The sequence below is a fragment of the Herbaspirillum rhizosphaerae genome (genome assembly GCF_001189965.1).
Taxonomy (GTDB): domain Bacteria; phylum Pseudomonadota; class Gammaproteobacteria; order Burkholderiales; family Burkholderiaceae_D; genus Herbaspirillum; species Herbaspirillum rhizosphaerae.
Genome location: NZ_LFLU01000002.1, coordinates 245,385 through 271,715, shown reverse-complemented (window position 1 = coordinate 271,715; position 26,331 = coordinate 245,385). Strand labels below are relative to the sequence as shown.

Here is a 26,331-nt window from a genome sequence, read left to right as displayed (position 1 = left end):
GCAATCTCTGTCAGGCCGCGACCGCTTCTTTCGCTGCAACCGGCGCTTCTTCCGGCGCCGAAGAGCGGATCAGGTGATCAAAGGCGCTCAGCGCTGCCTTGGAGCCTTCACCCACTGCGATCACGATCTGCTTGTACGGCACCGTCGTCACGTCGCCTGCTGCGAACACGCCGGGGAGCGAAGTCTGGCCCTTGGCGTCGATTTCGATTTCGCCGTGCTTGCTCAGCGCAACGGTACCCTTCAGCCACTCAGTGTTCGGCACCAGGCCGATCTGGACGAAAACGCCTTCCAGTTCGACGTGCTTCACTTCGCCGCTGACACGTTCCTTGTAGCTGATGCCGTTGACCTTCTTGCCGTCGCCGGTGATCTCGGTGGTTTGCGCCGAGGTCACGATGGTGACGTTGGACAAGCTCTTCAGCTTGCGCACCAGCACAGCATCGGCCTTCAGTTCAGCCGCAAATTCCAGCAGCGTGACATGGCTGACGATACCGGCCAGGTCGATTGCCGCTTCCACGCCGGAGTTGCCGCCGCCGATGACGGACACGCGCTTGCCCTTGAACAGCGGACCGTCGCAGTGCGGGCAGTAAGCGACACCGTGATTACGGTATTCGCGCTCGCCCGGCACGTTGACTTCGCGCCAGCGGGCGCCGGTCGACAGGATCACGGTCTTGCCCTTCAGCACGCCGCCGTTGGCCAGCTTGACTTCGATCAGACCATTGCCGGGCACCAGTGCTTCGGCGCGTTGCGTGTTCATGATATCGACGTCGTAAGTGCGGACGTGCTGTTCCAGCGCGGTCGCGAATTGCGGACCTTCGGTTTCCTTGACGGAGACGAAGTTTTCAATTGCCAGCGTATCCAGCACCTGGCCGCCGAAACGTTCTGCCACCACGCCGGTACGGATGCCTTTACGCGCTGCATAGATTGCAGCCGCTGCGCCGGCAGGACCGCCGCCGACGATCAGCACGTCGTAGGCTTCCTTGGCGCTCAGTTCTTCACCCTTGCGGGCAGCGGCGCCGGTATCGAGCTTGGCGAGGATTTCTTCCACGCCGGTGCGGCCCTGGCCGAACACTTCGCCGTTCATGTAGACGGTCGGCACAGCCATGATCTGGCGCTTCTCGACTTCGTCCTGGAACAGTGCGCCGTCAACCGTCACCGAACGGATACGCGGGTTGATGATCGACATCACGTTCAGCGCCTGCACGACTTCCGGGCAGTTCTGGCAGGTCAGCGAGATATAGGTTTCAAAGGTGTAATCGCCATCCAGATTGCGGATCTGTTCGATCACCTTGTCGTCGAGCTTGATGGGATGGCCGCCGACTTGCAGCAGCGCCAGCACCAGCGACGTAAATTCGTGGCCCATCGGGATACCGGCGAACTGCACGCTGATATCGGTACCGGGGCGATTCAATGAAAAGGACGGCTTGCGTGCGGCGTGATCGTTGCGTTCGACGAGCGTGATGCGCTCGGACAGCGTGACGATTTCCTGCAGCAGCTCCTGCAACTCACGAGACTTGGCGCCATCATCCAGCGACGCGACGATCTCGATAGGCTGCGTGACCTTTTCCAGGTAGGCTTTCAATTGGGTCTTGAGATTGGCATCCAGCATGATGATTTTCACTTTCCTCTGATGTGAGATTTCAATATTGTCCGGACTCCGCCGCTCGGCCTCGTGAGCTCTGCGGCGTTGCTTGCGCCGAGTCCGGACTGGTACTTCAGTTTTTCTATTTCTTTACAACTACCTTAAATCGTTGAGTAAGCGTAGCGAGCGGTTCGAGGTCAAGAGGAGAAGCGCAGCCGTACGGAGGTACGGCGACGCATTGTTCCCACCTGCAGTCTTGAGATCGAATCGCGCAGTAGCTTAATCAGCGATTTAAATCTTGCCGACCAGGTCGAGGGAAGGCTTCAGGGTTTCTGCGCCTTCAGTCCACTTCGCTGGGCAAACTTCACCTGGGTGCGAAGCAACGTATTGCGCTGCCTTGACCTTGCGCAGCAGTTCGGAAGCGTCGCGGCCGATACCGTTGTCATGGATTTCCAGAACCTTGATCTGACCTTCTGGGTTGATCACGAAAGTACCGCGCAGCGCCAGTCCTTCTTCTTCGATCAGGACTTCGAAGTTGCGAGCCAGTGTTGTCGTTGGGTCGCCGACCAGTGGGTATTGCACTTTCTTGATGGCGTCCGATGTGTCGTGCCATGCCTTGTGCGCGAAATGGGTGTCGGTCGACACGCCGTAGATTTCCACGCCCATTTTTTGGAATTCAGCGTAGTTGTTGGCCAGGTCTTCCAGTTCTGTCGGGCAGACGAAAGTAAAGTCAGCTGGGTAGAACACGAACACGGACCATTTGCCCTTCAGGCTTGCTTCGGTGATGTCGACGAATTTACCGTCGTGGTAAGCAGTTGCTTTGAATGGCTTGATTGTCGTATTGATCAGGGACATTGCATTTCCTTTACTTAGGGGTTGAAAGAGAGTGAAGAGATAGTAAAGCGCCTCTATATATTAATCAAATTTATTTGTTTAATATTTTCGATTGCATTTGACTATCGACATTCGTATGGAACGGCAAGCTGCGTGCAACAAGGGATGAGTCGCATATGGGCACGAAGGCGTCATATGCAACCGTGGGCCTTGCCCTCCCCGCTGCGTCGCCAAAGACGATCGCTTACACTGCTGACTCGCCGTCCAGTAGAAATCGGGAGACGGGCTTCGTTCCCGTCGCAATATTACTTCAGCATGGCAACACGCGTGTGACCAGCCAAAACAAGATGACAAACAAACCGACCGCCTCGAATCGCGCCGATTATCCGCACTTCCACGTCCTGCAGACACGCTGGATGGACAATGACGTCTACGGCCACGTCAACAACGTCGTGTACTACAGCTGGTTCGACACGGCGGTGAATCATTTCCTGATGGCAAACCAGGCGCTCGACATCCCCCATGGCGACGTCATCGGCCTGGTCATCGAGACGCATTGCAATTATTTCGCGCCGGTCAGCTTCCCCGATACCGTGCATATCGGCGTGCGCGTGGCCAGCATCGGCAATTCCAGCGTGCGCTATGAGGTCGGGATTTTTCTCGAAAACGATGCGACGGCGGCAGCCCAGGGCCACTTCATCCACGTCTATGTGGATGCCGCGACACGCCGCCCGGTGCAGGTGCCGGATCACATGCGCAGCGTGCTGCAGACGATCTTGCGCGCATAAAAAAACGGCCGTCGAGATCGTCGACGGCCGTTTTCCTTAACAGTGTGAAACGATCAGATCGCTGTAGCTATCAGGCCGCCAGCTTCTTCTGCAGCGCCACCTTCACTTCAACCAGTTCCTTCGGCAAGTTGTGTTTCAGCTTGTCGAACAACTCGGTGTGCAGCTCGATTTCCTGGGACCAGGCCGCCTTGTCGATCGAGGTGATCATGGCGAACTGTTCCGGCGTGAAATCGATGCCGTCCCATTGCAGGTCTTCATAGCGCGGCGACACGCCGAAGATGTGCGGCGTACCGCCGACGCGCACGCCTTGCGGATCTTCGATGCGTTCCAACATCCACTTCAGGACGCGCATGTTGTCGCCGAAACCAGGCCAGACGAACTTGCCGTCGGCATCGGTGCGGAACCAGTTGACGCAGTAGATCTTCGGCAGTTCGGCAGGCGATGCGGCGATCTTGCGGCCCAGGTTCAGCCAGTGCTGGAAGTAGTCGCTCATGTTGTAACCGGCGAACGGCAGCATCGCAAACGGATCGCGGCGCACCACGCCTTGCTGGCCGACGGCGGCAGCGGTGGTTTCCGAGCCCATGGTCGCCGCCATGTAAACGCCTTCGACCCAGTTGCGCGCTTCAGTCACCAGCGGCACGGTGGTCGAACGGCGACCGCCGAAGATGAAGGCCGAGATCGGCACGCCGGCCGGATCGTCCCATGCAGCGTCGATTACAGGGTTCTGTGTCGCGGCGACGGTGAAACGCGCGTTGGGATGCGCCGCCTTGCGGCCGGTTTCCTTGGCGATTGCCGGCGTCCAGTCCTTGCCTTGCCAGTCGACCAGATGCGCAGGCGCTTCCTTGGTCATGCCTTCCCACCAGACATCGCCGTCGTCGGTCAGTGCGACGTTGGTGAAGATGGTGTTGGCGCGCAGCGACGCCATGCAGTTGAAGTTGGTTTTTTCGTTGGTGCCCGGGGCCACGCCGAAATAACCCGCTTCCGGATTGATCGCATACAAGCGGCCGTCCTGGCCCGGTTTGATCCAGGCGATGTCGTCGCCGATGGTGGTGACTTTCCAGCCGTCGAAGGACTTCGGCGGGATCAGCATCGCGAAATTGGTCTTGCCGCAAGCCGACGGGAACGCCGCTGCGACATAGTGCTTCTTGCCCTCTGGCGATTCCACGCCGAGAATCAGCATGTGTTCGGCCAGCCAGCCCTGGTCGCGGCCCATGGTCGACGCGATGCGCAAGGCGAAGCACTTCTTGCCCAGCAGCGCATTGCCGCCGTAGCCGGAACCGAAAGACCAGATTTCGCGGGTCTCAGGATAGTGAACGATGTACTTGGTGGCGTTGCATGGCCAGGCGACGTCTTTCTCGCCTGCTTGCAGCGGCGCGCCGACGGTATGCACGCACGGCACGAAATCGCCGTCGGTGCCCAGCACGTCATAGACGGCCTTGCCCATGCGGGTCATGATGCGCATGTTCACGGCAACGTAAGGCGAGTCGGACAACTCCACGCCGATATGCGCGATCGGCGAACCCAGCGGGCCCATCGAGAACGGCACGACGTACAGCGTGCGGCCGCGCATGCTGCCGGCGAACAGGCCGTTCAGGGTCGTGCGCATTTCGGCAGGGTCGGTCCAGTTGTTGGTCGGGCCGGCGTCTTCCTTGTTTTTGGAGCAGATGAAGGTACGGTCTTCCACGCGCGCCACATCCGACGGATCGGAGCAGGCCAGGTAGCTGTTCGGACGCTTTTCCTGATTCAGCTTCTTCATGGTGCCGGCGGCGACCATTTCAGCGCACAGGCGATCGTATTCTTCCTGCGAGCCGTCGCACCAGTAGATGCTTTCCGGCTTGGTCAGCGCGGCGATCTCGGCGACCCAGTTGATCAGTTTCTGGTGTTTGACGAAAGCGGGGGCGTTCAATGCGGCGACGCCTTCCATCACGGGTTGATTCATAACACTACCTCCAATGCCTAAAGTTAAATCGAATTCGTTGGCACGGCAGGATCGTCGTTGCATGCAGCCGGCGAGGCGGGTGGCGCCATCAGCCGGTGGTACGGCGGTCTTGTCGAATGCTTCAGGTCATGGCCGCCGGGCTGTTCGCGAGAGGGGCGAGCAGGCCGGAATTGCGCCATGGTCTTCACTGAAACCGTTCATAAATGCGCTGTGAAAGATTGTTCCGCAGCCACTGCTTTTATGAAAATCAGGCGGCGATTGTACACCCGTACCCTGCTTAATTGTAGTGAAAAGTAACCGACTAATGTAGTAGGAAATACGCTTTTAACGCGATCGCGTTTTTTCATTACGAAGCAGTGCAGCAAAAGAAGTCGTGCCGGGATAGCGTAGAGATTTCGCCTGCCGAAGCCATACTGGATGGACACCGCCGCCGTATCAAAGTGCCACCGGACAAACGGCCGATCTGTTGTCAGCGCCTGCCTGACATTGCTGTGCAGCAGCACAAAATTAAGGCGGCGCAGTTACCGAAAACGACCTGGGCCGCAGACCGGCAAAAAGTGTCTGAAAAACATCAAAAGATGCCTGCGACAAAGTCGACAAAGGCCTTGATCTTCGCCGCCCGATGATGCTTCTGCTGAAACAGCACCGACACATCCGGCCCCGGCGCCAGCCAGTCCTGCAACACCGGCGCCAGCTCACCGCTGCGCACCGGCGGAATCAGCGACACCGACATCTGCTGCACGAGGCCGCAACCGGCCTTGGCGGACTCGATCAGCGACTCCACGTGATCCATCGCCAGCGCGCCTTGCGGGATATGCGTGTAGCTGTCTTTGCCCTTGGCGAACTGCCACGGCCGCACCATGCGCGACCGCGGATTAAGAAATCCGAGACAAGTAAAATCCGGCAACTCCTGCGGCGTCTTCGGCACGCCGTGGCGTTCGAGGAAAGCCGGTGAGGCGCAGGTCATGAAGCTGGTCTTGAAAACGGTCTTCGCAATCAGGTTGGAACTGGGCAGATCGCCGATGCGGATCACCACGTCCACGCCCTCTTCCACCATGTCGATCATGCGGTCGCCGACGGTGATCTTGAGCGCGATGTCCGGATACTGCGCGAGAAACTTGGGCAAGGCCGGCGCAATGTACTGACGGCTGATGACGCTGGGCATGTCGACGCGCAAGGTGCCTGAGGGTGTGGCATTCGACTGCATCAACCCCTCTTCCAGCTCGCTCATGTCGCCCAGCAGCTTGAGCGCCTGCTCGTAGCACTGCCGCCCCTCCGCCGTCAGCGACATGCTGCGCGTAGTCCGATTGAGCAGCTTGATGCGAAAGTGCGTCTCCAGCGCGGAGATCTGGTTGGTCACGGAAGAGGTCGATATCCCGAGACGATCGGCGGCGCGGCTGAAACCGCCGGCCTCGACCACGCTGCAAAACACTTTCAGGGCATCCAGTCGGTCCATGCTTTGCTCTCTTTTTTAATCGATGGTGTTGTGTCTTGCATGCCGTTGCGGGCGGCAATCGATTATCCACGTTTTCATCATTCTGTATTGCCGCCTGCCCCGTTTTTCTGCACGCCGTCCCTCTCTACACTGGCTCCATCGCTGAAGAACAACCCAGCGCCCAACCATCCCTACCGAAAGGAAACGTCATGAACACCCCTGCCATGCAAGCCGTCCTGCTCAACGCCAACGCCACCCCGCTGCAAGTCGCAGACATCGCCCGCCCGGTCGCCGGCCCCGGCCAGGTGCTGGTGCGCATCCGCGCCAGCGGCCTGAATCCGCTCGACGCCAAGATCCGCGCCGGCAAGGCCGGTCACGCCCAGGCGCAATTGCCGGCAATCCTCGGCATCGACATGGCCGGCGTGGTCGAAGCCGTCGGCGCCGGCGTCACCGGCTTCAGCGTCGGCGACGAAGTCTATGGCATGACCGGCGGCGTCGGCAGCGTACAAGGTTCGCTGGCGCAATATGCCGCCGTCGATGCCGACCTGCTGGCGCACAAGCCATCCAACATCGCTATGCGCGACGCCGCCGCCCTGCCGCTGATCTTCATCACCGCCTGGGAAGGCCTGGTCGACCGCGCGCACGTTCGCGCCGGTCAGAAGGTGTTGGTGCACGGCGGCGCCGGCGGCGTCGGCCATATCGCCGTGCAGATCGCCATCGCCTTCGGCGCCGACGTCTATGCTACCGGCTCGGCCGAACAGCGCGACGTCATCACCGGCTACGGCGCCACCTTCATCGACTATCGCGCCGCCACCGTCGACGAATACGTGCAGCAATACACCGACGGCGAAGGTTTCGACATCGTCTACGACACCGTCGGCGGCGCCACGCTGGATGCGTCTTTCGTCGCCGCACGCCGCTACCACGGCCACGTCGTCAGTTGCCTGGGCTGGGGCACGCATGCATTGGCGCCCTTGTCGTTCCGCGCCGCGACCTACTCGGGCGTGTTCACGCTGATGCCGCTGCTAACCGGCAAGGGCCGCGCCCACCACGGCGAAATCATGGCAGAAGCCGCCAGGCTGGTCGAAGCAGGCAAGATCGTCGTCCAGGTCGATCCACGCCGCTTCGGCTTCGACCAGGCGGACGCCGCTTACGACGTGATCGACGCCGGCGGCGCGCGCGGCAAGCTGGTGATTGAAATCCCCGCCTGAGATCGTGACATGAGCGGCTGGCATTGAAAGGGCGCGGCAAAAATCCGGCGGGCGTTTTATGATGTGGCTTTCCCCAACAGCGACCGCCCTCCGGAGACCCTATGAAGATCGCCATCCTCGACGACTACCAGGACAGCGTCCGCCAGCTCGACTGCTTCAAGATGCTGGACGGACATGACGTCAAAGTATTCACCAACAGCGTGCGCGGCACCGGGCAACTGGTCGCGCGCCTGATGCCGTTCGACGCCGTTGTATTGATTCGCGAACGCACGGTCTTCAACAAGGCGCTACTGGAAAAACTGCCGGCGCTGAAATTGATTTCGCAAACCGGCAAGGTCAGCGGCCACGTCGACGTCGCTGCCGCCACCGCGCAGCGCATCGCCATCGTCGAAGGCGTCGGCGATCCGACTGCGCCGGCGGAACTGACCTGGGCGCTGCTCATGGCCGCCGCGCGCCGCATACCGCAATACACTGCCAACCTCAAGGCCGGCATCTGGCAGCAAGTTTCCGCCGTGCCGCAACACAATCCCCTCGGCGTCGCGCTCAAGGGCCGCATGCTCGGCATCTGGGGTTACGGCAAGATCGGTCGCATGGTGGCCGGCTACGGCAAGGCCTTCGGCATGAAGGTGCTGGTGTGGGGCCGCGACGCCAGCCGCACGCAGGCGCAGCAAGACGGCTATACCGCCGCGGCGAGCAAGGAAGAATTTTTTGCGGCGGCTGATTTCATCTCGGTGCATCTGCGCCTCAACGACGCCACGCGCGGCATCGTCACGGCAGAAGATCTGGCGCACATGAAACCGACCGCAACCTTCATCAACACCAGCCGCGCCGAACTGGTGGCCGAAGGCGCGCTGGAAGCAGCGCTGCAGCAGGGACGTCCCGGTTTCGCCGGACTCGATGTGTTCGAGACCGAACCGCTGCCGCAGGATTCGCCGCTGCTGCGCATGGACAACGTGGTCGCCACGCCGCATCTCGGCTATGTGGAAAAAGACGGCTATGAGTTGTACTTCCGCGCGGCGTTCCAGAACATCGTCGACTTCGCCGCCGGCGCGCCGAAGAATGTCCTCAATCCTGAGGCGTTGGCTTGATGCGAACAGGCCTCGGCGGCGCATACGCCAGATGAGGCGCGTGCGACACCTTCCATAAATGCGCCCAGCCGGGCGGCCAAGGCAGCGGCGGTCCGGCATACGGCGCAACGCCGCGACGCACCGCAATCACGGGCAGATGTTCCGGCATCTGTCCCGTGTGATCCCAGCCCAGACTGAATGCATAGTCGGGCAACAAGGCCTCGCACACTGATGCAAACCAGTCGGTGTGATCCTCATCTCTCCCCAGCGCCTGCGCCAACCCATGCGGATCGAATTGCGCCAGTGCGCTCGCCAGATCCTGAGCGCTCGCGCCCGGCACATCGCCCCAGCCGAAAATCGGATTGAAGTTGTAGTCTGCGCCCGAGCCGTACCAACCTTCGCGCCAAGGGCGTTCATTCCAGTGCCGCGGACCCGCGAACAAATGCCAGCGCCAATGCAAACCGGAAGGCTTGGGCCAGCTATATAAATACAAACGCTGATAACCGGCTGCATGCAGTTCGCGCACCATCGCCATCAGGCGTGCGTGCGGCATGCGGTCCGGCGGCGCGCGGCGAAACAGGATGGGCGTGCCGTCCGCGTGCTGCACTTCATCCGAGGACAGATTCAGATCGAGCGTGCGCACCTCGCTGCCGAAGCGCGCAGAAATCCACCCCGTCAATAAATTGACGGAGACGATGACGCCATAGCCGCGATGACGATGAAAGATGACGGTGCCGGGAGCGATCGGTTTCATATCCCCTCGATTTTATCCAACTATAAAAAATCTGACTGACGACGGCGTGACGATTGTGTGACGCAGCGTTGACTTAGGTGCCTCTCCTTTTGCGAAATTCAACCGCACGCTTTTTATTCATCGGAAAAACGTCTTTGCAATTGCTGCACGGAAATTTATCGGAGCCAGTCTGTATGCGGCTTTGCGGACGATCTTGTAGACAACATGAATGTCGTTTCGCTAATAAAATGCGTGGCACGCAATTTGCGTAATGACAACTGAGCGCCGGCAACAGCTCAGAAATTTATATAAAACATAAGCACGGCGCGGATAGGTTCTGACGAACGCTTTCAACCAAGGGACAACAATGAGTGAGCACGTAGCAATTCAAACCGAGACTTTTTTGCCGTACATGCGCGATGTGACGAAATGCGAACAGTCGTTGCAGGAATTGAATCTGATGTGGCGCGTGATTGAGGCCTCGGCCAAAATGAATTGCCCCAGTGAGGCCAAGACCATCCTGCCGACCATGGCGGCAACGCGCACCGGCTTCAGCCGTCTTGAACGCGAGCTGGTGGTCAGCCTGGTCCAGGAAAAAGTCCGCAACGTGCTCACCGAGATCGGCACCAAAGCGCAATACGTGATCGACATCGTGGTCCGCAACCTGTTCGAACGCACCGCCGATGTCGGCTTCCTCGCGACTGATCGCGAATTGTGCAATTTCGTCGCCGGCATCACCGACAACGCCGACGCGATCCGCTATCGCCTGCGCGAGTATCGCAACAAATACACCGTCTACGACGAGATCATGCTGCTCGATACCGAGGGCAACGTACTGGTGCAGATCGATCCGGCTACACCGCTGGAACACAGCGCCGACGCGCTCATCGGCGAGACGCTCAACTCGGATACCTATGTCGAGACCTTCCGCTTCAGCGACCTGCGTCCCGGCAAGGAGCGCGCGCTGATTTACTCGCGCCGCATGCAGCATCCCCAAACTGGTGCGGTAGTCGGCATCCTCTGTCTGTGCTTCCATTTCGAAGAAGAGATGGCCGGCATTTTCTCTTCGCATCGCGATGCCGAATCGCGCTCCAACATGCTGCTGCTGGACGCCGACAACCGCGTCATCGCCAGCGCCGACAAGCTGTGGGTGCCGGTCGGCACCGAAGTGCCGGTTAACCGCGACGGCAATGCCTCGCTGATGCTGTTCTGCGGCCGCGAGTATCTGGTGCGCACGGTGTCGTCCGACGGTTATCAGGGCTATCCCGGTCCCGTCGGCTGGCAGGGACAGGTGATGATTCCGGTGGAAGTCGCATTCAGCGGCGTCATCAGCGACGCGCTGACCAAGCTGCCGGCCGACATCGCCGAGGGCTTGCTGTCGCATGCGGAGTCCTTCTGCCCGCCGTTGTTCGACATCATGACCGCCGCCAAAACCATCCAGCGCATCGTCTGGAACGGCCAGGTCATGACCGCCGGCCAGCGCGGCGAAATGCTCAAGCTCAAGACCATCCTCGATCAGATCAGCGAAACCGGCAACCGCAGCAACGAATTGTTCGCGCAATCGATCCACGACCTTTATCAGACCGTGCTGGTGTCCGGCATGCGCGACGCCGAGTTCACCACCAGCCTGCTGGTCGACCTGCTCGACCGCAACCTGTATGAACGCTCCGACGACTGCCGCTGGTGGGCCTTGACGCCGGAACTGCGCACCGCACTGGCGCAATCGGAACAAGACCAGGCAACGGTGGAGAAGATGAGCACCATCCTCGCCTACATCAACGGTCTTTACACCGTGTATACGCGCATCTTCGTCTACGACCGTCACGGCCGCATCGTCGCCAGCACCGGCGACAATGCCGCCGCCATGATCGGTACGCACGTCGATGAAGACAGTCTCAACCAGGTCCTCTCGCTGCGCACGCAGCAGCAATATCACGTCAGCCAGTTTGCGGCGACGCCGCTGTACGACGACAAGAACACCTACATTTACCATGCGGCGATTCGCGACCTCGACAACGAAGCTGTCGTGGTCGGCGGCATCGGTATCGTGTTCGATTCGACGCCGGAATTCTCCAACATGCTGGCCAGCGGCATCACCGGCAAGAAGAAGATGACCGCCTTCTACATCGACCGCAATGCGCGCATCATCTCGACCACCGACGACACGCGCGCCGTCGGCGACACGCTCGCCATCGATCCGGCGCTGCTGGCCATCGCCAACGGCGGACGCGCTTCGCAGGTCACCGTGCACGACAACGAATACGCCATCGTGGCCTGCTCGGTGTCCAGCGGTTATCGCGAATTCAAGGTCAGCGACGGCTATCAGGAAGACATCATCGCCGTGGTGTTCGAATCCTTCGGCGCGGTTCAGGGTGCAGGTTCGCAAACCGACAGCCGCCAGTTCCTGCTGGAGACCGATCCCACCATCGCCGACGGCAGCGAATACGCCACCTTCTTCAGCGACAACAATCTGTTCGCCATCTCGGCCGCGCATGTCGTCGAAGCCGTACCGTACAGCTCGGTCTTGCCGACCTCGATGGGAACGCGCCCGGAACAGATCGGCGTGCTGGGCTTGCAGCACCACGATGCAGACAATAAGCGCAAGGAATTCATCTGGGTCTTCGACCTCGGCCAGATGATGCGCGGCACGCGCTCGGCCGTCAGCGGCAGCAGCCAGGTGATGATCGTGCGCGAAGGCGAACACACCATCGGCCTGCTGGTCGACGAGCTGCATGCCGTGCCGCAATTCAACCCCGGCCAGATCATCCATACGCCGTTCGCCATGCAAGGCGCGTCGATGCTGGTGACGCAAGTCATCAAGGCCAACAACGGCCAGTTGCTGATCCAGGCCATCGATGTCGCGCGCTTGTTCGCGCTGCTGATCGACGGCCAGATCCCGATGCCGCCGGAGGCGGCGGAACAGGCCGCTGAAAATACCGGCGCCACGCTGCAACTCATGGCCGCCTGAGTCTGCCGAGTGCTGCCGCCGGCGAGATGTGGGGTATGATGGCGAAGACTTGTTCTTACTGATTCGTCACCATCATGACTTTACGCATCATCGCCACCGGCGGCACCTTCGACAAACACTACGACGAAATCGCCGGCCAGCTCGGCTTCGCCAACAGCCATCTGCCGGCCGTGATCGCGCGCGCGCGCCTGACCGTCCCTGCGACGCTGGAAGAACTGCCCCTGCTCGATTCGCTCGACATGCAAGACATCGACCGCCGCCGCGTGCTGGCGTCGTGCGACCGCTCCGAAGAAAACGCCATCGTCATCATCCACGGCACCGATACGATGCAAGACACCGCACGCGTATTGGGCGCAGCGCAACTGGCCAAGACCATCGTGCTGACCGGCGCCATGATTCCTTACGCCATTCAGGGATCGGATGCACAATTCAATTTCGGTTTCGCCTGCGGCGTCGCCCAGGTGTTGACGCATGGCGTCTACGTGGCGATGAACGGCCGCGTCTTTGCGTGGGATCAGGTGCAGAAGAACCGGACCGCCGGCGTGTTCGAGCCGATCGAGCCGCTAGACTGAATCAGCATTTCTCTCGACGCAAAAAAAAGCGAGGCCAAAGCCTCGCTTTTTTATTACTGCCCACTACTTACTACTCACAGCACAAACAACTGATCAGAACCGGTGTTGCATGCCCAATGTCACACCGGTCTGGCTGTTGCCAAACCCGACGTCATCACGCGACAGGCCAACCAGCTGGTTGTTCTTTGCCTTGGCATAGGCGCCGCTGGCGTACAGATCGGTGCGCTTGGACAAGGCGTATTTCAGACGCAGCGAATACATGATCGGATCGGCATCTTTGACCAGATTTTTCTGATTTTGATAGTAGATGGTGCCGATCAGGCTCCATGCCGGCGTGAACTTGTAAGTCGCGCCGCCCCAGTAGAAATCGCTGCGCAGATCGGCCGCACCGGTCGCCAGCGTCTTCTTGAAGTAACGATAGCCGAGGCTGAACTTCAGCGATTCCATCAGTTGATAAGCGCCGGCCAGGTGCACAGTGGTGGTCTTGTCATACGCGCCGCCGGCAACTGCCGCCGTGCCGTTGACGCGATCGTAAGTGGTCGCCAGCGAGAAAGGACCGTTGCCGTAAGCCAGACCGACGCCATATTTCGATGTATCGTTGACGCTGCCGGCAACTTCACCGAAACCGTACATCGCGCCGATCTTGAAGCCGCCGAAATCGCCCTGGTACTTGATCATGTTCGATACCCCGGTCGGCATGCCGTCCTTGCGGCCGCCGGTAGCGCCGGCCGAGGTTACCCACGAATACTGCGCCGAGTAACCCATGGGATCGAACGGCAGGATGAAGTCATACGTGGTGCTGAACGAGCGTCCGGCGACCACACGGCCGAAACCGCCTTCGAGGCCGACATTCGACTGGCGGTTGAACAGCTGGTTGGCGTCGCCGTCGAAGGCGCCGGTATCAAGCTTGAATCCGTTTTCCAGCTGGAAGACGGCCTTCAGTCCGCCGCCCAGATCTTCGGTGCCGCGAAAGCCGATACGCGATGTATTCATCGCACCCGAGCTCATGCGTGTGACGCTGCCGCCCTGGGCGCTCGCGTTGTTGACGTATTCGATGCCGGTGTCGATCAGGCCGTAGACGGTGACATTGCTCTGCGCCGCCGCCATGCCGCTGACGGCCGACAGGATTGCTGCTGCCAATAATTTCTTCTGCACTCTTTCTCTCCTTGATGAAAATCGTTTTTATGGTTGTGTTGCTATGCGTTGATGCGATGTTTTGATGCACGGGCAGGCGGCCGTCCTGCCCATGCGTCAAATCAAAATGCCCAGAGCGCTTGCTCCGGCAGGCTCAGCCAGTACTCGCCCTGCTCCAGCTTGTGCGGCGCGTAGGCGCGCAAGCCGACCGTTGTGCTGTCCGCGCTTTTGGCTTTGAACAGGCACTCCCAGCGATCGCCCAGATACATGCAGGTCGATAGCGGCAGACGAATGGCGTTGTCGGTCTGGTGATCGGTGATACGGACTTGTTCGAGGCGGATGATCCCGGTGACGTCGCTGCCGGTATTGCCGCCGCGCGCCGTGGCCTGCACCGTGCCGCCTTCCACCTGCAAGGTGACGCGCTGGCCGTCGCGCTGCAGTACCTTGCCGGGCAGGCGGTTGTTGCTGCCCATGAATTCGGCGGTGAACAGGGTGTCCGGCGTCTGGTACATGCTTTGCGGCGTGCCTTGCTGTTCGATCTTGCCGTTGTTGAGCAGCAGGATGCGGTCCGAAATCGCCATCGCCTCGCCCTGATCGTGCGTCACCATCAACGCCGACAAACCGAGGCGCACGATCAGTTCGCGCAGGAAGGCGCGCGCCTCTTCGCGCAGCTTGGCGTCGAGGTTGGACAACGGCTCGTCGAGCAGAATGACTTGCGGGTTATAGACCAGCGCACGCGCAATGGCGACGCGCTGCTGTTGGCCGCCGGAAAGCTGATGCGGAAAACGTTCGCCCAGATGGCCGAGGCCGAGCTGCGACAACACAGTCTTGACGCGTTCGGCAATCTCGCTGCTGCCCATCTTGCGCAGCTTGAGGCCGTAGGCGACGTTGTCGAACACGGTCTTGTGCGGCCACAAGGCGTAGGACTGGAATACCAGGCCGAGATTGCGTTCCTCGGCGGGGATCTCAAGCTTGCGCGAACCGTCGAAAACGCGACGGTCGGCGATGTCGATGGTGCCCGCCTTGGGCGATTCCAGTCCGGCTACGGCGCGCAGCAGCGTGGTCTTGCCGCTGCCGGACGGTCCGAGCAAAGCGACTACTTCGCCGCGCTGCAATTGCATGGAGACGCCCTTGAGAATCGGATTGGCGCCGGCGCCGCTGCCGTAGTCGAGGTGCAGGTCGTTGACGGTAAGTTCTGACATGATGATTCCTTTGATTACAGGCTGCGGCGATCGCACTGCAGCCTCGTGTATTGAATAAGTTAATCGTGCAATTTGATGCCGAAGCGCAGGGCAATTCCCAAACCGATCGCGACCAGCGTGATGTTGATGAAGGACAGCGCCGCCACCAGTTCCACCGCGCCCGCGGCCCACATCGAGACGATCATCGAGCCGATCACTTCGGTGCCCGGCGACAGCAGGTACACGCCGGTCGAGTATTCGCGCTCGAAGATCAGAAACACCATCAGCCAGGCGCCGAGCAGGCCGTACTTGACCAGCGGTAGCGTGACGTCGCGCGTGACCTGGCCGCGCTGCGCACCGACGGCGCGCGCCGCTTCTTCCAGTTCGGGGCCGACCTGCAGCAAGGCGGTGGTGATCAGGCGCAGGCCATAGGCCATCCACACCACGGAATACGCCAACCAGACCGAGAAAATGGTCGAGCGCAGTTCACGTAACTGAGGAATGAAATTCTCGACCAGCCAGCGCGCAACATCGTTGTCGAAACCCTTGAGGAAGTTGTCCAGCAACGACGGCACGAACAGGAATACCCACAGGAAAGACAAGCCGGCCAGCAGACCCGGCACCGCACGCGGCACCAGCACGCTGTAATCGAGAAAACGGGTGATGCCGTCGTTCTTGCGATGCATCGCCAATGCAATCGCGCTGTAGCAGGCAACGGCAATCGCACCACCGATCACGCCGATCAGCACGGTATTGATGATGCCGCGCACCAGCGAGGGCTGACTCCAGACGTCGCGGAAGTTTTGCAGCGTCAGCACGTCGAGCAAGGTCACGCCGTCGCCCCAGTGCGAAACGAAGGTGCGCAGTGCAATGCCCGACAGCGGCACGATCACGGTGAACAGCAGCCAGCCGGCGATCAGTGCGAACGCGATCCAGCGCCACTTGCCCAGCGGCAGCGCCTTCTGGCGCGCGCCCTTGCCTTTGATCGAGACGTATTTGTTGGCTGACTTCAGCAACCAGCGCTGCAGCATCACCAGCGGCATCGTCACCGCCACCAGGCAAACTGCGACCGCCGCCATCAGGTGATACGAGGGCGTGCCGAGCTTGTTGGTGAGCTTGTAGAGATAAGTCGCCAGCACCAGATGGCCTTCCGGATCGCCCAGCACCAGCACCAGGCCGAACACTTCAAAGCCGAGGAAGAACACCAGCACGCCCGAATACGCCAGCGCCGGCATGATCATCGGCAGCGACACGTTGAGCGCCACCTGCAGCGGCGACGCGCCGGAGACGCGCGCCGCTTCTTCGACGTCGGAGCCGAGACTCTTGAGCGCCGCGGACGCGTACAGATAAACGTGCGGCACGTGGGTCAGGCCGGCGATGACGACGATGGCCGGGAAGGAATACACATTCCACGGATCGCCTTCGAAACCGAACACCGACAAGAAATTGCGCACCCACACCGTATAGAAGCCGACCGGCCCCATCGCCACCACGTAGCCGAAGGCAATCACCATCGGCGACACGAAAATCGGCACCAGCAGCATCGGCGCAATCCAGCCGCGTCCCGGCAAGTCGGTGCGCACCATCAGGAAGGCCAGCATGCCGCCCAGCGGCACGGCGATCAGCGCCAGGCCGGAGGCGAGATAAAAGCCGTTGACGAAGGCCTGCCGAAAATCCGAATCGTCGAAAATAAAACGGTAGGAATCCAGCGTCAGCGTCTTCACCGGTGCGAAGAACGGCGCCGACAAGAAGCTCTGATAAAAAATCAGCAGCAGCGGCACGAAGATCGCCAGCGACGCCAGCACGACAACGACGCCGCGCGGCCAGTTCAGTCGCATGCGAAAGCGTTTGCCGGCGGGATCGATGCGATCGGTGGTTGAAAGTGTTTGCATAAGTCTTACTACCTAAGAAATAGACGCGACAGCTCCCCTCCTCATCCGAAAATCCGGACAAGCCTCCGGCCAGGGAGGGCGCAAAAGCGGCTTCCCGAACGAAGAGAGACGAGCGGTGATGTCTTGAAAACTGCAATCCGGCCGGTTAGCCGGACTGCTTGTTGCAGATGACGCCCGGCAGCTTATTTCTTGCCGGCGGCGTCCTTCCATTGCTTCAGGAAAGCCAGACGCTTGGTCTGGTCCAGGTACTCCAGCAATTCAGTGTTGACCGGCATTGGCTTCAATGCCGATCCCAGTTGCTTATTCAAATCTGCCGACGTTGTCGCGCCGGTCACGTCGCTGCGGATGGCGAACAATTGCGCGTCATTGGCGATGATGGTCTGGCCGCGTTTGGACAGGATGTAGTCCATCCACAGCTTGCCGGCATTGATGTTCTTGGCCGACTTGTTGACGAAGATCACGCGCGACAACACCAGGTTGTAATCCTTGGTGAAAGCGATGCCGATCGACGGATCCTTCTTGGCGCGGGTCAGCGCGTAAGGGCCGAGGATGTTGTAGCCGATCAGGTTTTCGCCGGAGGAAATGCGCTCCAGCATGGTGCCGGTCGACGACTGCACGCGCACCGCCACGCCGCCGAGCGCCTTGGCGAAATCCCAGAACTGCGGATTGAGTTTCAGGTCATGGGTGATCAGGCTGAAACCGACGCCGGATTTTTCGATGTCGTAGGTCGTGACCTTGTTCTTGTACTTATCGAGTTTGGTGGTCAGCAGTTTGGTGAATTCCGCATGCGTGGTCGGCACTTCGGCTTCCGGCACCAGACGCTTGTTGTAGACGATGGCGGCAGGTTCGTAAGTGGTGCCGTAGGCGGTGTCTTTCCAGTTCGCCCACGCCGGGATGGCGGCCGCTTCCGGCGACTTGTAGGCCAGGCCGTAACCTTCCGACGCCAGCTTGACCTGCAGGTCCATCGAGGACGACCACATCACGTCGGCGGTGGCGCCGCCGGCAGCCGCTTCGGAGATGAAGCGGTTATAGACTTCGGTGGAGTTCATGTCGTTGTATTCGACCTTCACGGCCGGATACAGCGCACTGAAATCCTTGATCAGGGCTTCCGCCGCCTTGGAGTCCGTCGTGCTGTAGACCACCACCTTGCCTTCTTTCTTCGCCGCGTCGATCACCTTGGCGTAGTCGGCGGGATAACCGGCCGGCACTTGCGCCAAAACAGACGAGGACAATCCGGCCAGCGGCAAAGCCAGGGCCAGGGCAACAGCGAGGTGGCGTTTCACGAATACACGAATGGACATGCGAAATCTCCTTTGGATTTTTAGTGGGCAGGAAGGACCCGGTCAGCGTGCTTCTTTGCGCTCATCTGACCAGCCCCAGTTCCTGCGATTGCTTGCGGTATTGCTCGACGACCTTGCGGACGTATTCAGTCAGTTGCGGCCCCGTCATCGAAAACGGATAGAGGCCGCTGGCGGCGCGCTGGCGCTTGAATTCTTCGGTCGCCATGGCGCGGTCGAAGATGCCGACCCAGCGCTGGTAGTCGGCATCCGACGCGTGCGCGCTCATGTAAAAACCGCGGATGATCGGCCACACCACGTCGAAGCCCTGCTCGCGGGCGGTGGCGACGCCGGACAGCACGCCGGGCAGGCGCTCTTCCGACAGCACGGCGAGGATGCGGAATCGGCCTTCCTTGATATAAGCGGCGGCCTCGGAGGCGTCGCCGGAAATCACTTGCACGTGGTTGGCCTGCAAAGCGGTGAACGAATCGCCGCCGCCTTCCAGCGCAACGAAGCGAAAATTCTTGGGATCGATATCCGCGCGGCGGGCGATCATCGCCACCTTGAGCCAGTCCTGGCTGCCCACCGTACCGCTGACGCCGATGGTGATCTTGCCGGGGTCGTTGCCCATGGCGTCGACCAGTTCGCGCAAATTCTTGTACGGCGCATCGCTGCGCACGGCGATCATGCCGTAGTCGGCGCCAACGCCGGCCAGCCAGCGCACATCGGATACGGCGGCTTTGCCGTATTTGCCCTGTGCCAGATTCAGCAGCGAGCCGCCCGAGAACGTCACCAGCGTATCCGGCCCGCCGCGCCGCTGCGAGACCACCGAGCTCCAGGCCACGGCGCCGATGCCGCCGGGCAGATAGCTGATCTTGATTTCAGGTGCGCCGTCTTTGGCAGGCAGCACCTTGCGCATCATCTTGCACGCGCCATCCATCCCGCCGCCGGGCTTGGCCGGGACGATGCATTCCGTCGCCTGCGCGGAAAATACACACAGCGAAAGCGCGCCGGCGAGCAGCAAGCGCAGCAGCGCCGGATGCCGGATGGTCGAAGTCATGACGACAGTCAGGCCTGGTACGAAGCGGCGAGAACGCGGTGCGGCGAATGGGTATAGGTACGCGTGCAAATAAGCGCGCGAGGACGAATCGGGTTCATGCTGTCTCTCCAATATAGGTTTTTTATTTTTATTGATTTGATGATGTGGGCGCATGCTACCTCTCCAAACTTTCATTCGGCTTTCAGTGCGGTGAAAGAATCCGGTGAGTATGTGCATGCCGCGCAAACCCGCTATTACAAAGGCCCTGCATCTGTTAGCATCCGCAGCTATCCGTGTTTGCGCATTGCTGCGCTGTGGTGATTCACTCATGGAGTTGGTCCCTGTCGTTGGTACTTGTCGTTGTTCGCTGTCTTATTGCGTTGCACCATATTTTTTCATTGTCATCATGCGCATTCTATTGGTTGAAGATCACGTCGAACTGTCCCGCTGGCTATCGAAGGCTCTGTTGGATGCGCACCTTACCGTCGAATGCGCGGCCAACGGCGCCGACGCCGACAGCCTGCTGCTGACCCAGGAATACGCGCTGGTCATTCTCGACCTGACGCTGCCCAAGATGGATGGCCTGGAAGTCCTCAAGCGCCTGCGCGGACGCGGTAGCCGCACGCCGGTGCTGATCCTGACGGCGCGCGGCGGACTCAACGATCGCGTCAACGGTCTTAATCTCGGCGCCGACGACTATCTCGCCAAACCCTTCGAACTGGTGGAACTGGAAGCGCGCGTCAAGGCGCTGCTGCGGCGCGCACAAGGCAATGAAGCCGTCACCGTCAATTGCGGCGCGCTGAGTTTCGATACGGTGTCGCGCATGTTCACTTACGGCGGCGCCATGCTGGCGCTGACGCCGCGCGAACACGCCGTGCTGGAAGCATTGATCTCGCGCGTGGGCCGCACCGTGGCGAAGGAGAAACTGTTTCAGGAAGTGTTCTCGCTGGACGACAACGCCAACGTCGACGCCATCGAAATCTACATCCACCGGCTGCGCAAGAAGCTCGACGCCATCGATGAAGGGCGCGTCTCCATCACCACCCTGCGCGGCCTCGGTTACCTGCTGCAATCCGCCGGATGATACGGCATTTCGCCATGACCAGACTCGGCAGTCTGCGCAGCCAGCTGATGCGCTGGCTGCTGGTGCCGCTGCTCATCCTGGTGGCGGTCGACGCCGTGTCGGTTTACTACAATGCGCTGGAAGTTGCCGACATTGCCTACGACCGTTCGCTGCTGGCCTCGACGCGCGCACTGGCTGAGCGCGTCGCCGTGGTCAACGGCCATGTCGTGGCCGACGTGCCGTACGTGGCGCTCGACAGTTTCGAGACCGACACGCTGGGACGCATCTATTACAAGGTCACCGGCGTGAAGGGCGAATTCGTCTCCGGCTATGACGACCTGCCGCCCTTGCCGGCCGACGTTAAACGCTCAGAAGCCTATCCGGCGCTGGTGCGTTTCTACCAGGCCGATTATCACAACCAACCCGTGCGCATCGCCGCACTGTATCAACCGGTGTACGACGACAGCATGCGCGGCATCGCCTTGATCCAGGTTGGCGAGACCATGGATGCGCGGCGCGGCATGACGCGCAAGATCCTGTTCGACACCATGTGGCGCCAGGGCGTGCTGGTGGTGGTCGCCGCGTTGCTGGTGTGGTTTGCCGTGCGTTTCGTGCTGCGGCCGCTGATGCAATTGCGCAGCGATGTCGAATCGCGCGCGCCGACGGATTTGTCCGATTTCGACCCCGACCGCGTGCACAAGGAAATGCGGCCGCTGGTGCTGGCCATGAACGGCTACATGGAACGCCTGCAAACCCTGATCACCGGACAGCGCCGCTTCATCGCCGACGCGTCGCATCAGTTGCGCACGCCGCTCACCGTCTTGAAGACCCAGGCCGAACTGGCGTTGCGCGAGTTCGACCGCGCCCCGGACGATCCGCGTGCGCTGCATGAACTGCGCGAACTGGTTGAGAGCATTGCCGGCACCACCGACTCCACGGTGCATCTGGCCAATCGCCTGCTGACCCTGGCGCGCGCCGAACACGGTGCGGCCGAAGGCGGCATCGCACCGGTCTCGCTCACCGGCGCGGCGCGCCAGGTGGCGCTGGAGCTGGCGCAGCACGCCGTCGCCAAACACATCGACCTGTCCTTCGATAGCGAGCACGACGTGCTGATCGACGGCAGCCCGCTGCTGCTGCATGAGCTGGTGGTCAACCTGCTCGACAATGCTATCCGTTATACGCCGGCACACGGCAAGATCGGCATGCGCGTGTTTGAACAGCGCATCGGCGACGATCTGCATGCAGTGCTTGAGGTGGAAGACAACGGCCCCGGCATCCCCGCAGCCGATCGTGAACGCGTGTTTGCGCCGTTCTATCGCGCACCGTCGGCGCAACTCGCCAATCCGCACGGCGCCGGCCTGGGCATGTCCATCGTGCGCGACATTGCGTCGGCGCATCGCGGAGAAATCATCCTGTCCGACAGCGTGAACGATCCGGGTTCAAATCAGGGCCTGGTGGTGAAGGTGCGTTTCCCGGCATCCTCGCGCAAATAATTCCCAAGCAGGACGCATCAAACCTGCTCGTGGCGCACCGCCCAGCGACGGAAAAAATCCAGCAAGGACGCCAGCCGCAGCGACAACACACGATGCTTGTTGCGCACCAGATAAAAGTGCCGGCGCAGCATCGGCAAGGGCGTCGCCAGTTCGATCAGCCGTCCCGACTCCAGCAAATCCTTCACGACAGCGCGCGACAGACAGCTGATGCCCATGCCTTCCGCCGTGGCGCGCTTGATCGCTTCCGAATTGCCGAACTCGCAAGCCGACGGCAAATGATGCAAATAAGGCAGCAAGGCATGCTCGACCGCTTCGCGCGTGCCGGACCCGGCTTCGCGCAACAGCCAGTCGGCTTCGCTCAGTTTCTTCAGCGTGAGTTTTTTGCCTTGCGCCGCCAGCGGATGCTTCGGCGACGCCACCACGATCAGCTCATCCGTCATCCATGGTTCGACTAGTACATCGCTGGCATGGCAGGGCCCTTCTATCAGCGCCGCATCGACGTCGAAGTTGCTGACCGCGGCCACGATGTCCGCCGTGTTGGCCACCAGCGCACGCACGCGCAACTGCGGATGATCCTGACGATAGGCGGCAACCATCTCGGGCAGCATATAGCTGCCGATGGTGGTGCTGGCGCCGATATGCAGCTCGGCGCCGGCCTGGTCCGGGGCCAGGAATTGCTGTTCGATGGTGTGCGCGGCGTCGAGCATGTGCTGCGCCTGCGGCAACAGCAGGCGACCGTTGTCGTTCAGCACCAGCCGCTTGCCGACGCGGTCGAACAGTTGCACGTTGAGGCCGGCCTCCAGTTCATTGAGCGCGGCGCTGGCCGCCGACTGCGACAAGGCCACCGCTTCCGCCGCCGCGGTGGTACTGCCCGACTGCGCCACCGCCAGAAAAATCTGCAATTGTCGTAAGGTAATTTTCATCGAATCCACCAATCAACCTGTTATTCAGGTAGATATTAGCAAAATAACGCGTTTTTCTTTTAAATAGCTGCGCGTTAAAGTGCCCTCATTCCGATCACCCATGAATGACAGGCATATCATGAATACCTCGCCGATCTCCGTCACGGCCATCCCGACACCACCGCTGGCTCGCCTGATTCCGGGCCTCGCCTTGAGCGCAGCGCTGGCATTGGCGTCCATCGAAGCCAGCAAGAACGCCTGGCTGCAGGCGCATGGTTTCAGCGCGCTGACGGTGGCGATCGTGCTCGGCATGCTGATCGGCAATACGGTATTTCCGCGTGTCGCCGCCGGTTGCGGCAGCGGCGTGGCGTTCTCCAAACAAAACCTGCTGCGCCTGGGCATCGTGCTGTACGGCCTGCGCCTGACGTTTCAGGACATCTCGCAAGTCGGCGTCAGCGGTGTCATCATCGACGCCTGTATGCTGACGTCGACGTTTGCTTTGGCTTACTTCGTCGGCGTCAAAATGTTCAAGCTGGATCGCAATGCCGTCATGCTGATCGGCGCCGGCAGCTCGATCTGCGGCGCGGCGGCGGTGATGGCGACGGAGCCGGTGCTGCGTGCGCGCAGCGAGCAGGTGACGGTGGCGGTCTCGACGGTGGTGGTGTTCGGCTCGGTGGCGATCTTCCTGTACCCGCTGTTGCACAGCCTGAGCTTCCTGCAAGGCCATGCCGACTTCGGCGTCTATATCGGTTCGACCGTGCATGAAGTGGCGCAAGTGGTGGCGGCGGCGCGCTCGATCGATGAGCACACCGCCAACACCGCCGTGATCGCCAAGATGGTCCGCGTGATGATGCTGGCCCCTTTCCTGCTGATCCTGTCGGCCTATGTGCAACGCGGCAAACCGGCGGCGCAGGCCGGCGGCAAGACTTCCCGCCTGGCAGGCATTCCCTGGTTTGCGTTTGCTTTCATCGGCGTGGTGGCGATTCACTCGCTGTTTGCCATCCCGGCCGCCGTCACCGGCGCCTTGCTCGACGCCGACACATTCCTGCTGGCGATGGCGATGGCGGCCCTGGGCCTGACCACGCACCTGTCGTCGGTGCGCCGCGCGGGGATGCGTCCGTTACTGCTGGGGGGATTGCTGTTCGCGTGGCTGATTATCGGCGGCGCACTGGTGAATACCGTGCTTGATTACCTGTTCCGCTGAGTTGCCCAAAACATTTCATAAAAATAACTTCTGCTGCCTCTGCACTTTGAAAGGGGTGCAATATCTTGGTCTGGCATCCGCCAGACCATCCCGGCTTGACCATACCACGCACCGCTTTTCCTCATGAAATCAGGCTTTCCGCCGATATCCTGCCCTTGGTTGATTGGTCATATCCACATTTACAAAAATACCAACTATCACGGAGGCATCGGCAATATCGCGAGCTTGCGAGAAGCCAATCGCAGTTTCTCAGTGAATGGCCCGGTGAATCCACAAAATACACTGAATTGGCCCGCGCCATGATGCGGCAAGGCAGGCCTGAGAGTCTTTCCGTTTACATATTGTTCAAAAGCGCATCTGCTGCAAGGATGATTGGTTTATAAATTTCCTGAAAATTCCGGGATTGCTTTGCGGCCTCAGTAACACCGGCGAATTTCGCATAAAACAGATTCTTCGTGGCGGTATGAAAATAAGGTTCGCTTTTTATACGTTGCCGTAGTTCGTAGTTGACCAAATACTTCAAAATCAGTAACGCCATTTCAAATACGGCTCTGCCGGTATGGACGTAGATGCTATCTGTCGAAAGCTGATTCTCGACCTTGCGGAAGCAACCGCAATATTCATCAAGGAAATATATGCGGTCCGGATGAGCAATCGCCATTTCCAGTGCAAAATTCCAATCATGTGCACGGAGCATCCCAAGCCCATCGGCTTCTACCAGTTTGTCCAATGATGCGTCGTACAGAAATTCGCTGCTGCCATGCTTGGGCAAGAATTCCTTACGCATCACAATCAGAAAAGTGTATTGATCGAAACCCATCAGGGCCTCAAAGTCACATCCTGGTTTAAAGCGTCTGGCCTGCCAACCGGGATGGTTCAACTCAGTGAGTTGCTCTCCCTCAAGAATCATGTATTTACCATACCCCATGTAGGCATTGCGGCGCACGGTTTCTTCAAAGACCTTAGCCAGTTGCTCCGGAAAAAACAGATCATCGCTGGCTAACATCATCACGTAAGGTGTTTCCACCAGCGAAAACATCATCTCGCATGCGCGCATGGCGCCGACGCTGGTCGCATTCTCGAAAACACGTATGCGCTTGTCCCCCGAATATTTCGCAAGAATTTCTGCGGTATTGTCCGTAGAAGCATCGTTGCAAATTAATAATTGAGTGACTGGCGACGGTCCTGAAAACACAACATTATCAAGCAAATTCTCTAGATAAATTCCGTGGTTTTTGGTGGGAATGATCAGGGTTAGCATGGATGATCGTAGTTAGAGTGATTTCTGTGACAAATCAAGACCCGACAACAATGTCGCCATGGAAGGCCTTGCAAGGGAAAGCGCCGTACGACACAAGCGCCTTTTCTTCATGACTCAATGGGACTGATCCCGACTGCGGCTACATGACTGCAAGGTTACAGTTTCTCATGGTTTCACGCCTTGAATCCTTCCGGCTCCACGGGAAAAGTATCTGTATTTGTGAGTTTGCAGGCATTTTCCCGACGCATTTTCAAGTCCCCGCCTTTTTAGTTAGTGCATCGATCCTTTAATCACCAGTTCCCGAATGATGCGGATGGTGTCAATGTCCGCCTCCTCATACGCCGAGCGGCGGAACTGGTCGTAAAAGGCTTTCTCCGTATCGACCTCTTCCGGCGCGCCGTCGTCGTATTCGAAGCGCACGAATAAGGCCTCCGCTTCCGGCTCTTCGATGGTCATGCTCAGCGTCGATGTCGGGATCTCGCCTTGCGCCGGCACCTGATAGTGCACGCGCTGCAGCGGCTCGTAGGTGACGACGTCGTGGATGCGCAGTTCGCCGTAGCGCAGCATGCGCCTGACCGATTCGGCCGTCTTCTCGGACAGCACGCATTCGTCGAGATGCTCCATGAACAATTGCGGCGCTTCGGCGCGCATGACGAGGCCGCGCCACAGCTGTTCGCGGGTCAGATTGTCGATCAGCGGATTGAGCGGATCGTTGATTTGAATCAAGTGGTTGAATTTCATGCTTTGACCTGTTTTCTT

General features: G+C 60.0%; 22 protein-coding genes. 9 read left to right on the top strand and 13 right to left on the bottom strand.

Going from position 1 to position 26,331, the window contains the following annotated elements:
- Nucleotides 1-10 precede the first annotated feature (10 nt).
- Both ahpF and ahpC read right to left on the bottom strand, forming a co-directional pair.
- Nucleotides 11-1,606, bottom strand: coding sequence for an alkyl hydroperoxide reductase subunit F (gene ahpF / locus AKL25_RS03990; RefSeq protein WP_050476617.1), 1,596 nt, complete (start codon nucleotides 1,604-1,606; stop codon nucleotides 11-13).
- Nucleotides 1,607-1,870: 264 nt separating this feature from the next.
- Nucleotides 1,871-2,434 carry an alkyl hydroperoxide reductase subunit C gene (gene ahpC, locus AKL25_RS03985; protein ID WP_050476347.1) on the bottom strand — a complete coding sequence of 188 codons (564 nt, stop codon included), beginning with the start codon at nucleotides 2,432-2,434 and terminating at the stop codon, nucleotides 1,871-1,873.
- A 326-nt stretch (nucleotides 2,435-2,760) separates the two neighbouring features.
- Here ahpC and AKL25_RS03980 point away from each other — a divergent pair, with 326 nt between their 5' ends.
- Complete coding sequence (locus tag AKL25_RS03980) at nucleotides 2,761-3,201, top strand: thioesterase family protein (RefSeq protein ID WP_050476616.1); 441 nt, start codon at nucleotides 2,761-2,763, stop codon at nucleotides 3,199-3,201.
- A 70-nt stretch (nucleotides 3,202-3,271) separates the two neighbouring features.
- Here AKL25_RS03980 and AKL25_RS03975 read toward each other — a convergent pair whose 3' ends face one another.
- Nucleotides 3,272-5,140 carry a phosphoenolpyruvate carboxykinase (GTP) gene (locus AKL25_RS03975; protein ID WP_050476346.1) on the bottom strand — a complete coding sequence of 623 codons (1,869 nt, stop codon included), beginning with the start codon at nucleotides 5,138-5,140 and terminating at the stop codon, nucleotides 3,272-3,274.
- A 571-nt stretch (nucleotides 5,141-5,711) separates the two neighbouring features.
- Nucleotides 5,712-6,596, bottom strand: coding sequence for a LysR family transcriptional regulator (locus AKL25_RS03970; RefSeq protein ID WP_050476345.1), 885 nt, complete (start codon nucleotides 6,594-6,596; stop codon nucleotides 5,712-5,714).
- Nucleotides 6,597-6,784: 188 nt separating this feature from the next.
- On the opposite strand from AKL25_RS03970, the gene AKL25_RS03965 reads away from it, so the two are divergent.
- Nucleotides 6,785-7,786 carry a zinc-dependent alcohol dehydrogenase family protein gene (locus tag AKL25_RS03965; protein ID WP_050476344.1) on the top strand — a complete coding sequence of 334 codons (1,002 nt, stop codon included), beginning with the start codon at nucleotides 6,785-6,787 and terminating at the stop codon, nucleotides 7,784-7,786.
- Between the two features lie 101 nt (nucleotides 7,787-7,887).
- A complete protein-coding gene (locus AKL25_RS03960; protein WP_050476343.1) occupies nucleotides 7,888-8,874 on the top strand; it encodes a D-2-hydroxyacid dehydrogenase family protein in 987 nt (328 codons plus the stop codon).
- On the opposite strand, the gene AKL25_RS03955 is transcribed toward AKL25_RS03960, so the two are convergent.
- Nucleotides 8,852-9,607 (bottom strand): hypothetical protein, encoded by a 756-nt coding sequence (locus AKL25_RS03955; protein ID WP_050476342.1) that lies wholly within the window; start codon nucleotides 9,605-9,607, stop codon nucleotides 8,852-8,854. The genes AKL25_RS03960 and AKL25_RS03955 overlap by 23 nt on opposite strands.
- Before the next feature lie 346 nt (nucleotides 9,608-9,953).
- Here AKL25_RS03955 and AKL25_RS03950 point away from each other — a divergent pair, with 346 nt between their 5' ends.
- Nucleotides 9,954-12,554: a chemotaxis protein CheW gene (locus tag AKL25_RS03950; protein WP_050476341.1), complete on the top strand. Its 2,601-nt coding sequence runs from the start codon at nucleotides 9,954-9,956 to the stop codon at nucleotides 12,552-12,554.
- A gap of 74 nt (nucleotides 12,555-12,628) precedes the next feature.
- Entirely contained in the window at nucleotides 12,629-13,126 is a 498-nt protein-coding gene (locus AKL25_RS03945; protein ID WP_050476340.1) for an asparaginase domain-containing protein, read from the top strand.
- Nucleotides 13,127-13,219: 93 nt separating this feature from the next.
- Here the strand turns inward: AKL25_RS03945 and AKL25_RS03940 are convergent, their stop codons facing one another.
- The 5 genes from AKL25_RS03940 to AKL25_RS03920 form a co-directional block, all read right to left on the bottom strand.
- Entirely contained in the window at nucleotides 13,220-14,281 is a 1,062-nt protein-coding gene (locus AKL25_RS03940; protein ID WP_083444567.1) for a porin, read from the bottom strand.
- 101 nt (nucleotides 14,282-14,382) lie between these two features.
- Nucleotides 14,383-15,462 carry an ABC transporter ATP-binding protein gene (locus tag AKL25_RS03935; RefSeq protein WP_050476339.1) on the bottom strand — a complete coding sequence of 360 codons (1,080 nt, stop codon included), beginning with the start codon at nucleotides 15,460-15,462 and terminating at the stop codon, nucleotides 14,383-14,385.
- Nucleotides 15,463-15,521: 59 nt separating this feature from the next.
- Nucleotides 15,522-17,279 (bottom strand): ABC transporter permease, encoded by a 1,758-nt coding sequence (locus AKL25_RS03930; protein WP_240475645.1) that lies wholly within the window; start codon nucleotides 17,277-17,279, stop codon nucleotides 15,522-15,524.
- Between the two features lie 236 nt (nucleotides 17,280-17,515).
- A complete protein-coding gene (locus AKL25_RS03925) occupies nucleotides 17,516-18,634 on the bottom strand; it encodes an ABC transporter substrate-binding protein (protein ID WP_050476337.1) in 1,119 nt (372 codons plus the stop codon).
- Between the two features lie 61 nt (nucleotides 18,635-18,695).
- Nucleotides 18,696-19,670: a tripartite tricarboxylate transporter substrate binding protein gene (locus AKL25_RS03920; RefSeq protein ID WP_205627208.1), complete on the bottom strand. Its 975-nt coding sequence runs from the start codon at nucleotides 19,668-19,670 to the stop codon at nucleotides 18,696-18,698.
- Between the two features lie 96 nt (nucleotides 19,671-19,766).
- On the opposite strand from AKL25_RS03920, the gene AKL25_RS24095 reads away from it, so the two are divergent.
- From AKL25_RS24095 to AKL25_RS03910, 3 genes are all read left to right on the top strand, one after another.
- On the top strand, nucleotides 19,767-19,970 hold the full coding sequence (locus AKL25_RS24095; RefSeq protein ID WP_157050476.1) for a hypothetical protein: 204 nt from the start codon (nucleotides 19,767-19,769) through the stop codon (nucleotides 19,968-19,970).
- An 85-nt stretch (nucleotides 19,971-20,055) separates the two neighbouring features.
- Complete coding sequence (locus AKL25_RS03915; RefSeq protein WP_050476336.1) at nucleotides 20,056-20,733, top strand: response regulator; 678 nt, start codon at nucleotides 20,056-20,058, stop codon at nucleotides 20,731-20,733.
- A gap of 14 nt (nucleotides 20,734-20,747) precedes the next feature.
- Nucleotides 20,748-22,205: a sensor histidine kinase gene (locus tag AKL25_RS03910; RefSeq protein ID WP_240475638.1), complete on the top strand. Its 1,458-nt coding sequence runs from the start codon at nucleotides 20,748-20,750 to the stop codon at nucleotides 22,203-22,205.
- Nucleotides 22,206-22,222: 17 nt separating this feature from the next.
- On the opposite strand, the gene AKL25_RS03905 is transcribed toward AKL25_RS03910, so the two are convergent.
- On the bottom strand, nucleotides 22,223-23,128 hold the full coding sequence (locus AKL25_RS03905) for a LysR family transcriptional regulator (RefSeq protein ID WP_050476334.1): 906 nt from the start codon (nucleotides 23,126-23,128) through the stop codon (nucleotides 22,223-22,225).
- Nucleotides 23,129-23,246: 118 nt separating this feature from the next.
- Between AKL25_RS03905 and AKL25_RS03900 the strand changes: the two genes are divergently transcribed.
- The gene (locus tag AKL25_RS03900; protein ID WP_050476333.1) at nucleotides 23,247-24,311 is read left to right on the top strand and encodes a YeiH family protein; all 1,065 of its coding nucleotides are present in this window, start codon (nucleotides 23,247-23,249) and stop codon (nucleotides 24,309-24,311) included.
- 334 nt (nucleotides 24,312-24,645) lie between these two features.
- Here AKL25_RS03900 and AKL25_RS03895 read toward each other — a convergent pair whose 3' ends face one another.
- Together AKL25_RS03895 and AKL25_RS03890 are read right to left on the bottom strand one after the other, a co-directional pair.
- Entirely contained in the window at nucleotides 24,646-25,572 is a 927-nt protein-coding gene (locus tag AKL25_RS03895) for a glycosyltransferase family 2 protein (RefSeq protein ID WP_050476332.1), read from the bottom strand.
- A 270-nt stretch (nucleotides 25,573-25,842) separates the two neighbouring features.
- Nucleotides 25,843-26,313 (bottom strand): SRPBCC family protein, encoded by a 471-nt coding sequence (locus AKL25_RS03890; protein WP_050476331.1) that lies wholly within the window; start codon nucleotides 26,311-26,313, stop codon nucleotides 25,843-25,845.
- Nucleotides 26,314-26,331: the final 18 nt, after the last annotated feature.

What these genes read in the sequence shown, in the direction of transcription:
- AKL25_RS03960 (WP_050476343.1), top strand. Translation starts at nt 7,888, where the DNA reads ATGAAGATCGCCATCCTCGACGACTACCAGGACAGCGTCCGCCAGCTC.
- AKL25_RS03930 (WP_240475645.1), bottom strand. Translation starts at nt 17,279, where the DNA reads ATGCGACTGAACTGGCCGCGCGGCGTCGTTGTCGTGCTGGCGTCGCTG.
- AKL25_RS03900 (WP_050476333.1), top strand. Translation starts at nt 23,247, where the DNA reads ATGAATACCTCGCCGATCTCCGTCACGGCCATCCCGACACCACCGCTG.
- AKL25_RS03915 (WP_050476336.1), top strand. Translation starts at nt 20,056, where the DNA reads ATGCGCATTCTATTGGTTGAAGATCACGTCGAACTGTCCCGCTGGCTA.
- AKL25_RS03910 (WP_240475638.1), top strand. Translation starts at nt 20,748, where the DNA reads ATGACCAGACTCGGCAGTCTGCGCAGCCAGCTGATGCGCTGGCTGCTG.
- AKL25_RS03905 (WP_050476334.1), bottom strand. Translation starts at nt 23,128, where the DNA reads ATGAAAATTACCTTACGACAATTGCAGATTTTTCTGGCGGTGGCGCAG.
- AKL25_RS03975 (WP_050476346.1), bottom strand. Translation starts at nt 5,140, where the DNA reads ATGAATCAACCCGTGATGGAAGGCGTCGCCGCATTGAACGCCCCCGCT.
- AKL25_RS03980 (WP_050476616.1), top strand. Translation starts at nt 2,761, where the DNA reads ATGACAAACAAACCGACCGCCTCGAATCGCGCCGATTATCCGCACTTC.
- ahpC (WP_050476347.1), bottom strand. Translation starts at nt 2,434, where the DNA reads ATGTCCCTGATCAATACGACAATCAAGCCATTCAAAGCAACTGCTTAC.
- AKL25_RS03965 (WP_050476344.1), top strand. Translation starts at nt 6,785, where the DNA reads ATGAACACCCCTGCCATGCAAGCCGTCCTGCTCAACGCCAACGCCACC.
- AKL25_RS03925 (WP_050476337.1), bottom strand. Translation starts at nt 18,634, where the DNA reads ATGTCCATTCGTGTATTCGTGAAACGCCACCTCGCTGTTGCCCTGGCC.
- ahpF (WP_050476617.1), bottom strand. Translation starts at nt 1,606, where the DNA reads ATGCTGGATGCCAATCTCAAGACCCAATTGAAAGCCTACCTGGAAAAG.
- AKL25_RS03950 (WP_050476341.1), top strand. Translation starts at nt 9,954, where the DNA reads ATGAGTGAGCACGTAGCAATTCAAACCGAGACTTTTTTGCCGTACATG.
- AKL25_RS03890 (WP_050476331.1), bottom strand. Translation starts at nt 26,313, where the DNA reads ATGAAATTCAACCACTTGATTCAAATCAACGATCCGCTCAATCCGCTG.
- AKL25_RS24095 (WP_157050476.1), top strand. Translation starts at nt 19,767, where the DNA reads ATGCTGTCTCTCCAATATAGGTTTTTTATTTTTATTGATTTGATGATG.
- AKL25_RS03895 (WP_050476332.1), bottom strand. Translation starts at nt 25,572, where the DNA reads ATGCTAACCCTGATCATTCCCACCAAAAACCACGGAATTTATCTAGAG.
- AKL25_RS03920 (WP_205627208.1), bottom strand. Translation starts at nt 19,670, where the DNA reads ATGACTTCGACCATCCGGCATCCGGCGCTGCTGCGCTTGCTGCTCGCC.
- AKL25_RS03955 (WP_050476342.1), bottom strand. Translation starts at nt 9,607, where the DNA reads ATGAAACCGATCGCTCCCGGCACCGTCATCTTTCATCGTCATCGCGGC.
- AKL25_RS03970 (WP_050476345.1), bottom strand. Translation starts at nt 6,596, where the DNA reads ATGGACCGACTGGATGCCCTGAAAGTGTTTTGCAGCGTGGTCGAGGCC.
- AKL25_RS03935 (WP_050476339.1), bottom strand. Translation starts at nt 15,462, where the DNA reads ATGTCAGAACTTACCGTCAACGACCTGCACCTCGACTACGGCAGCGGC.
- AKL25_RS03945 (WP_050476340.1), top strand. Translation starts at nt 12,629, where the DNA reads ATGACTTTACGCATCATCGCCACCGGCGGCACCTTCGACAAACACTAC.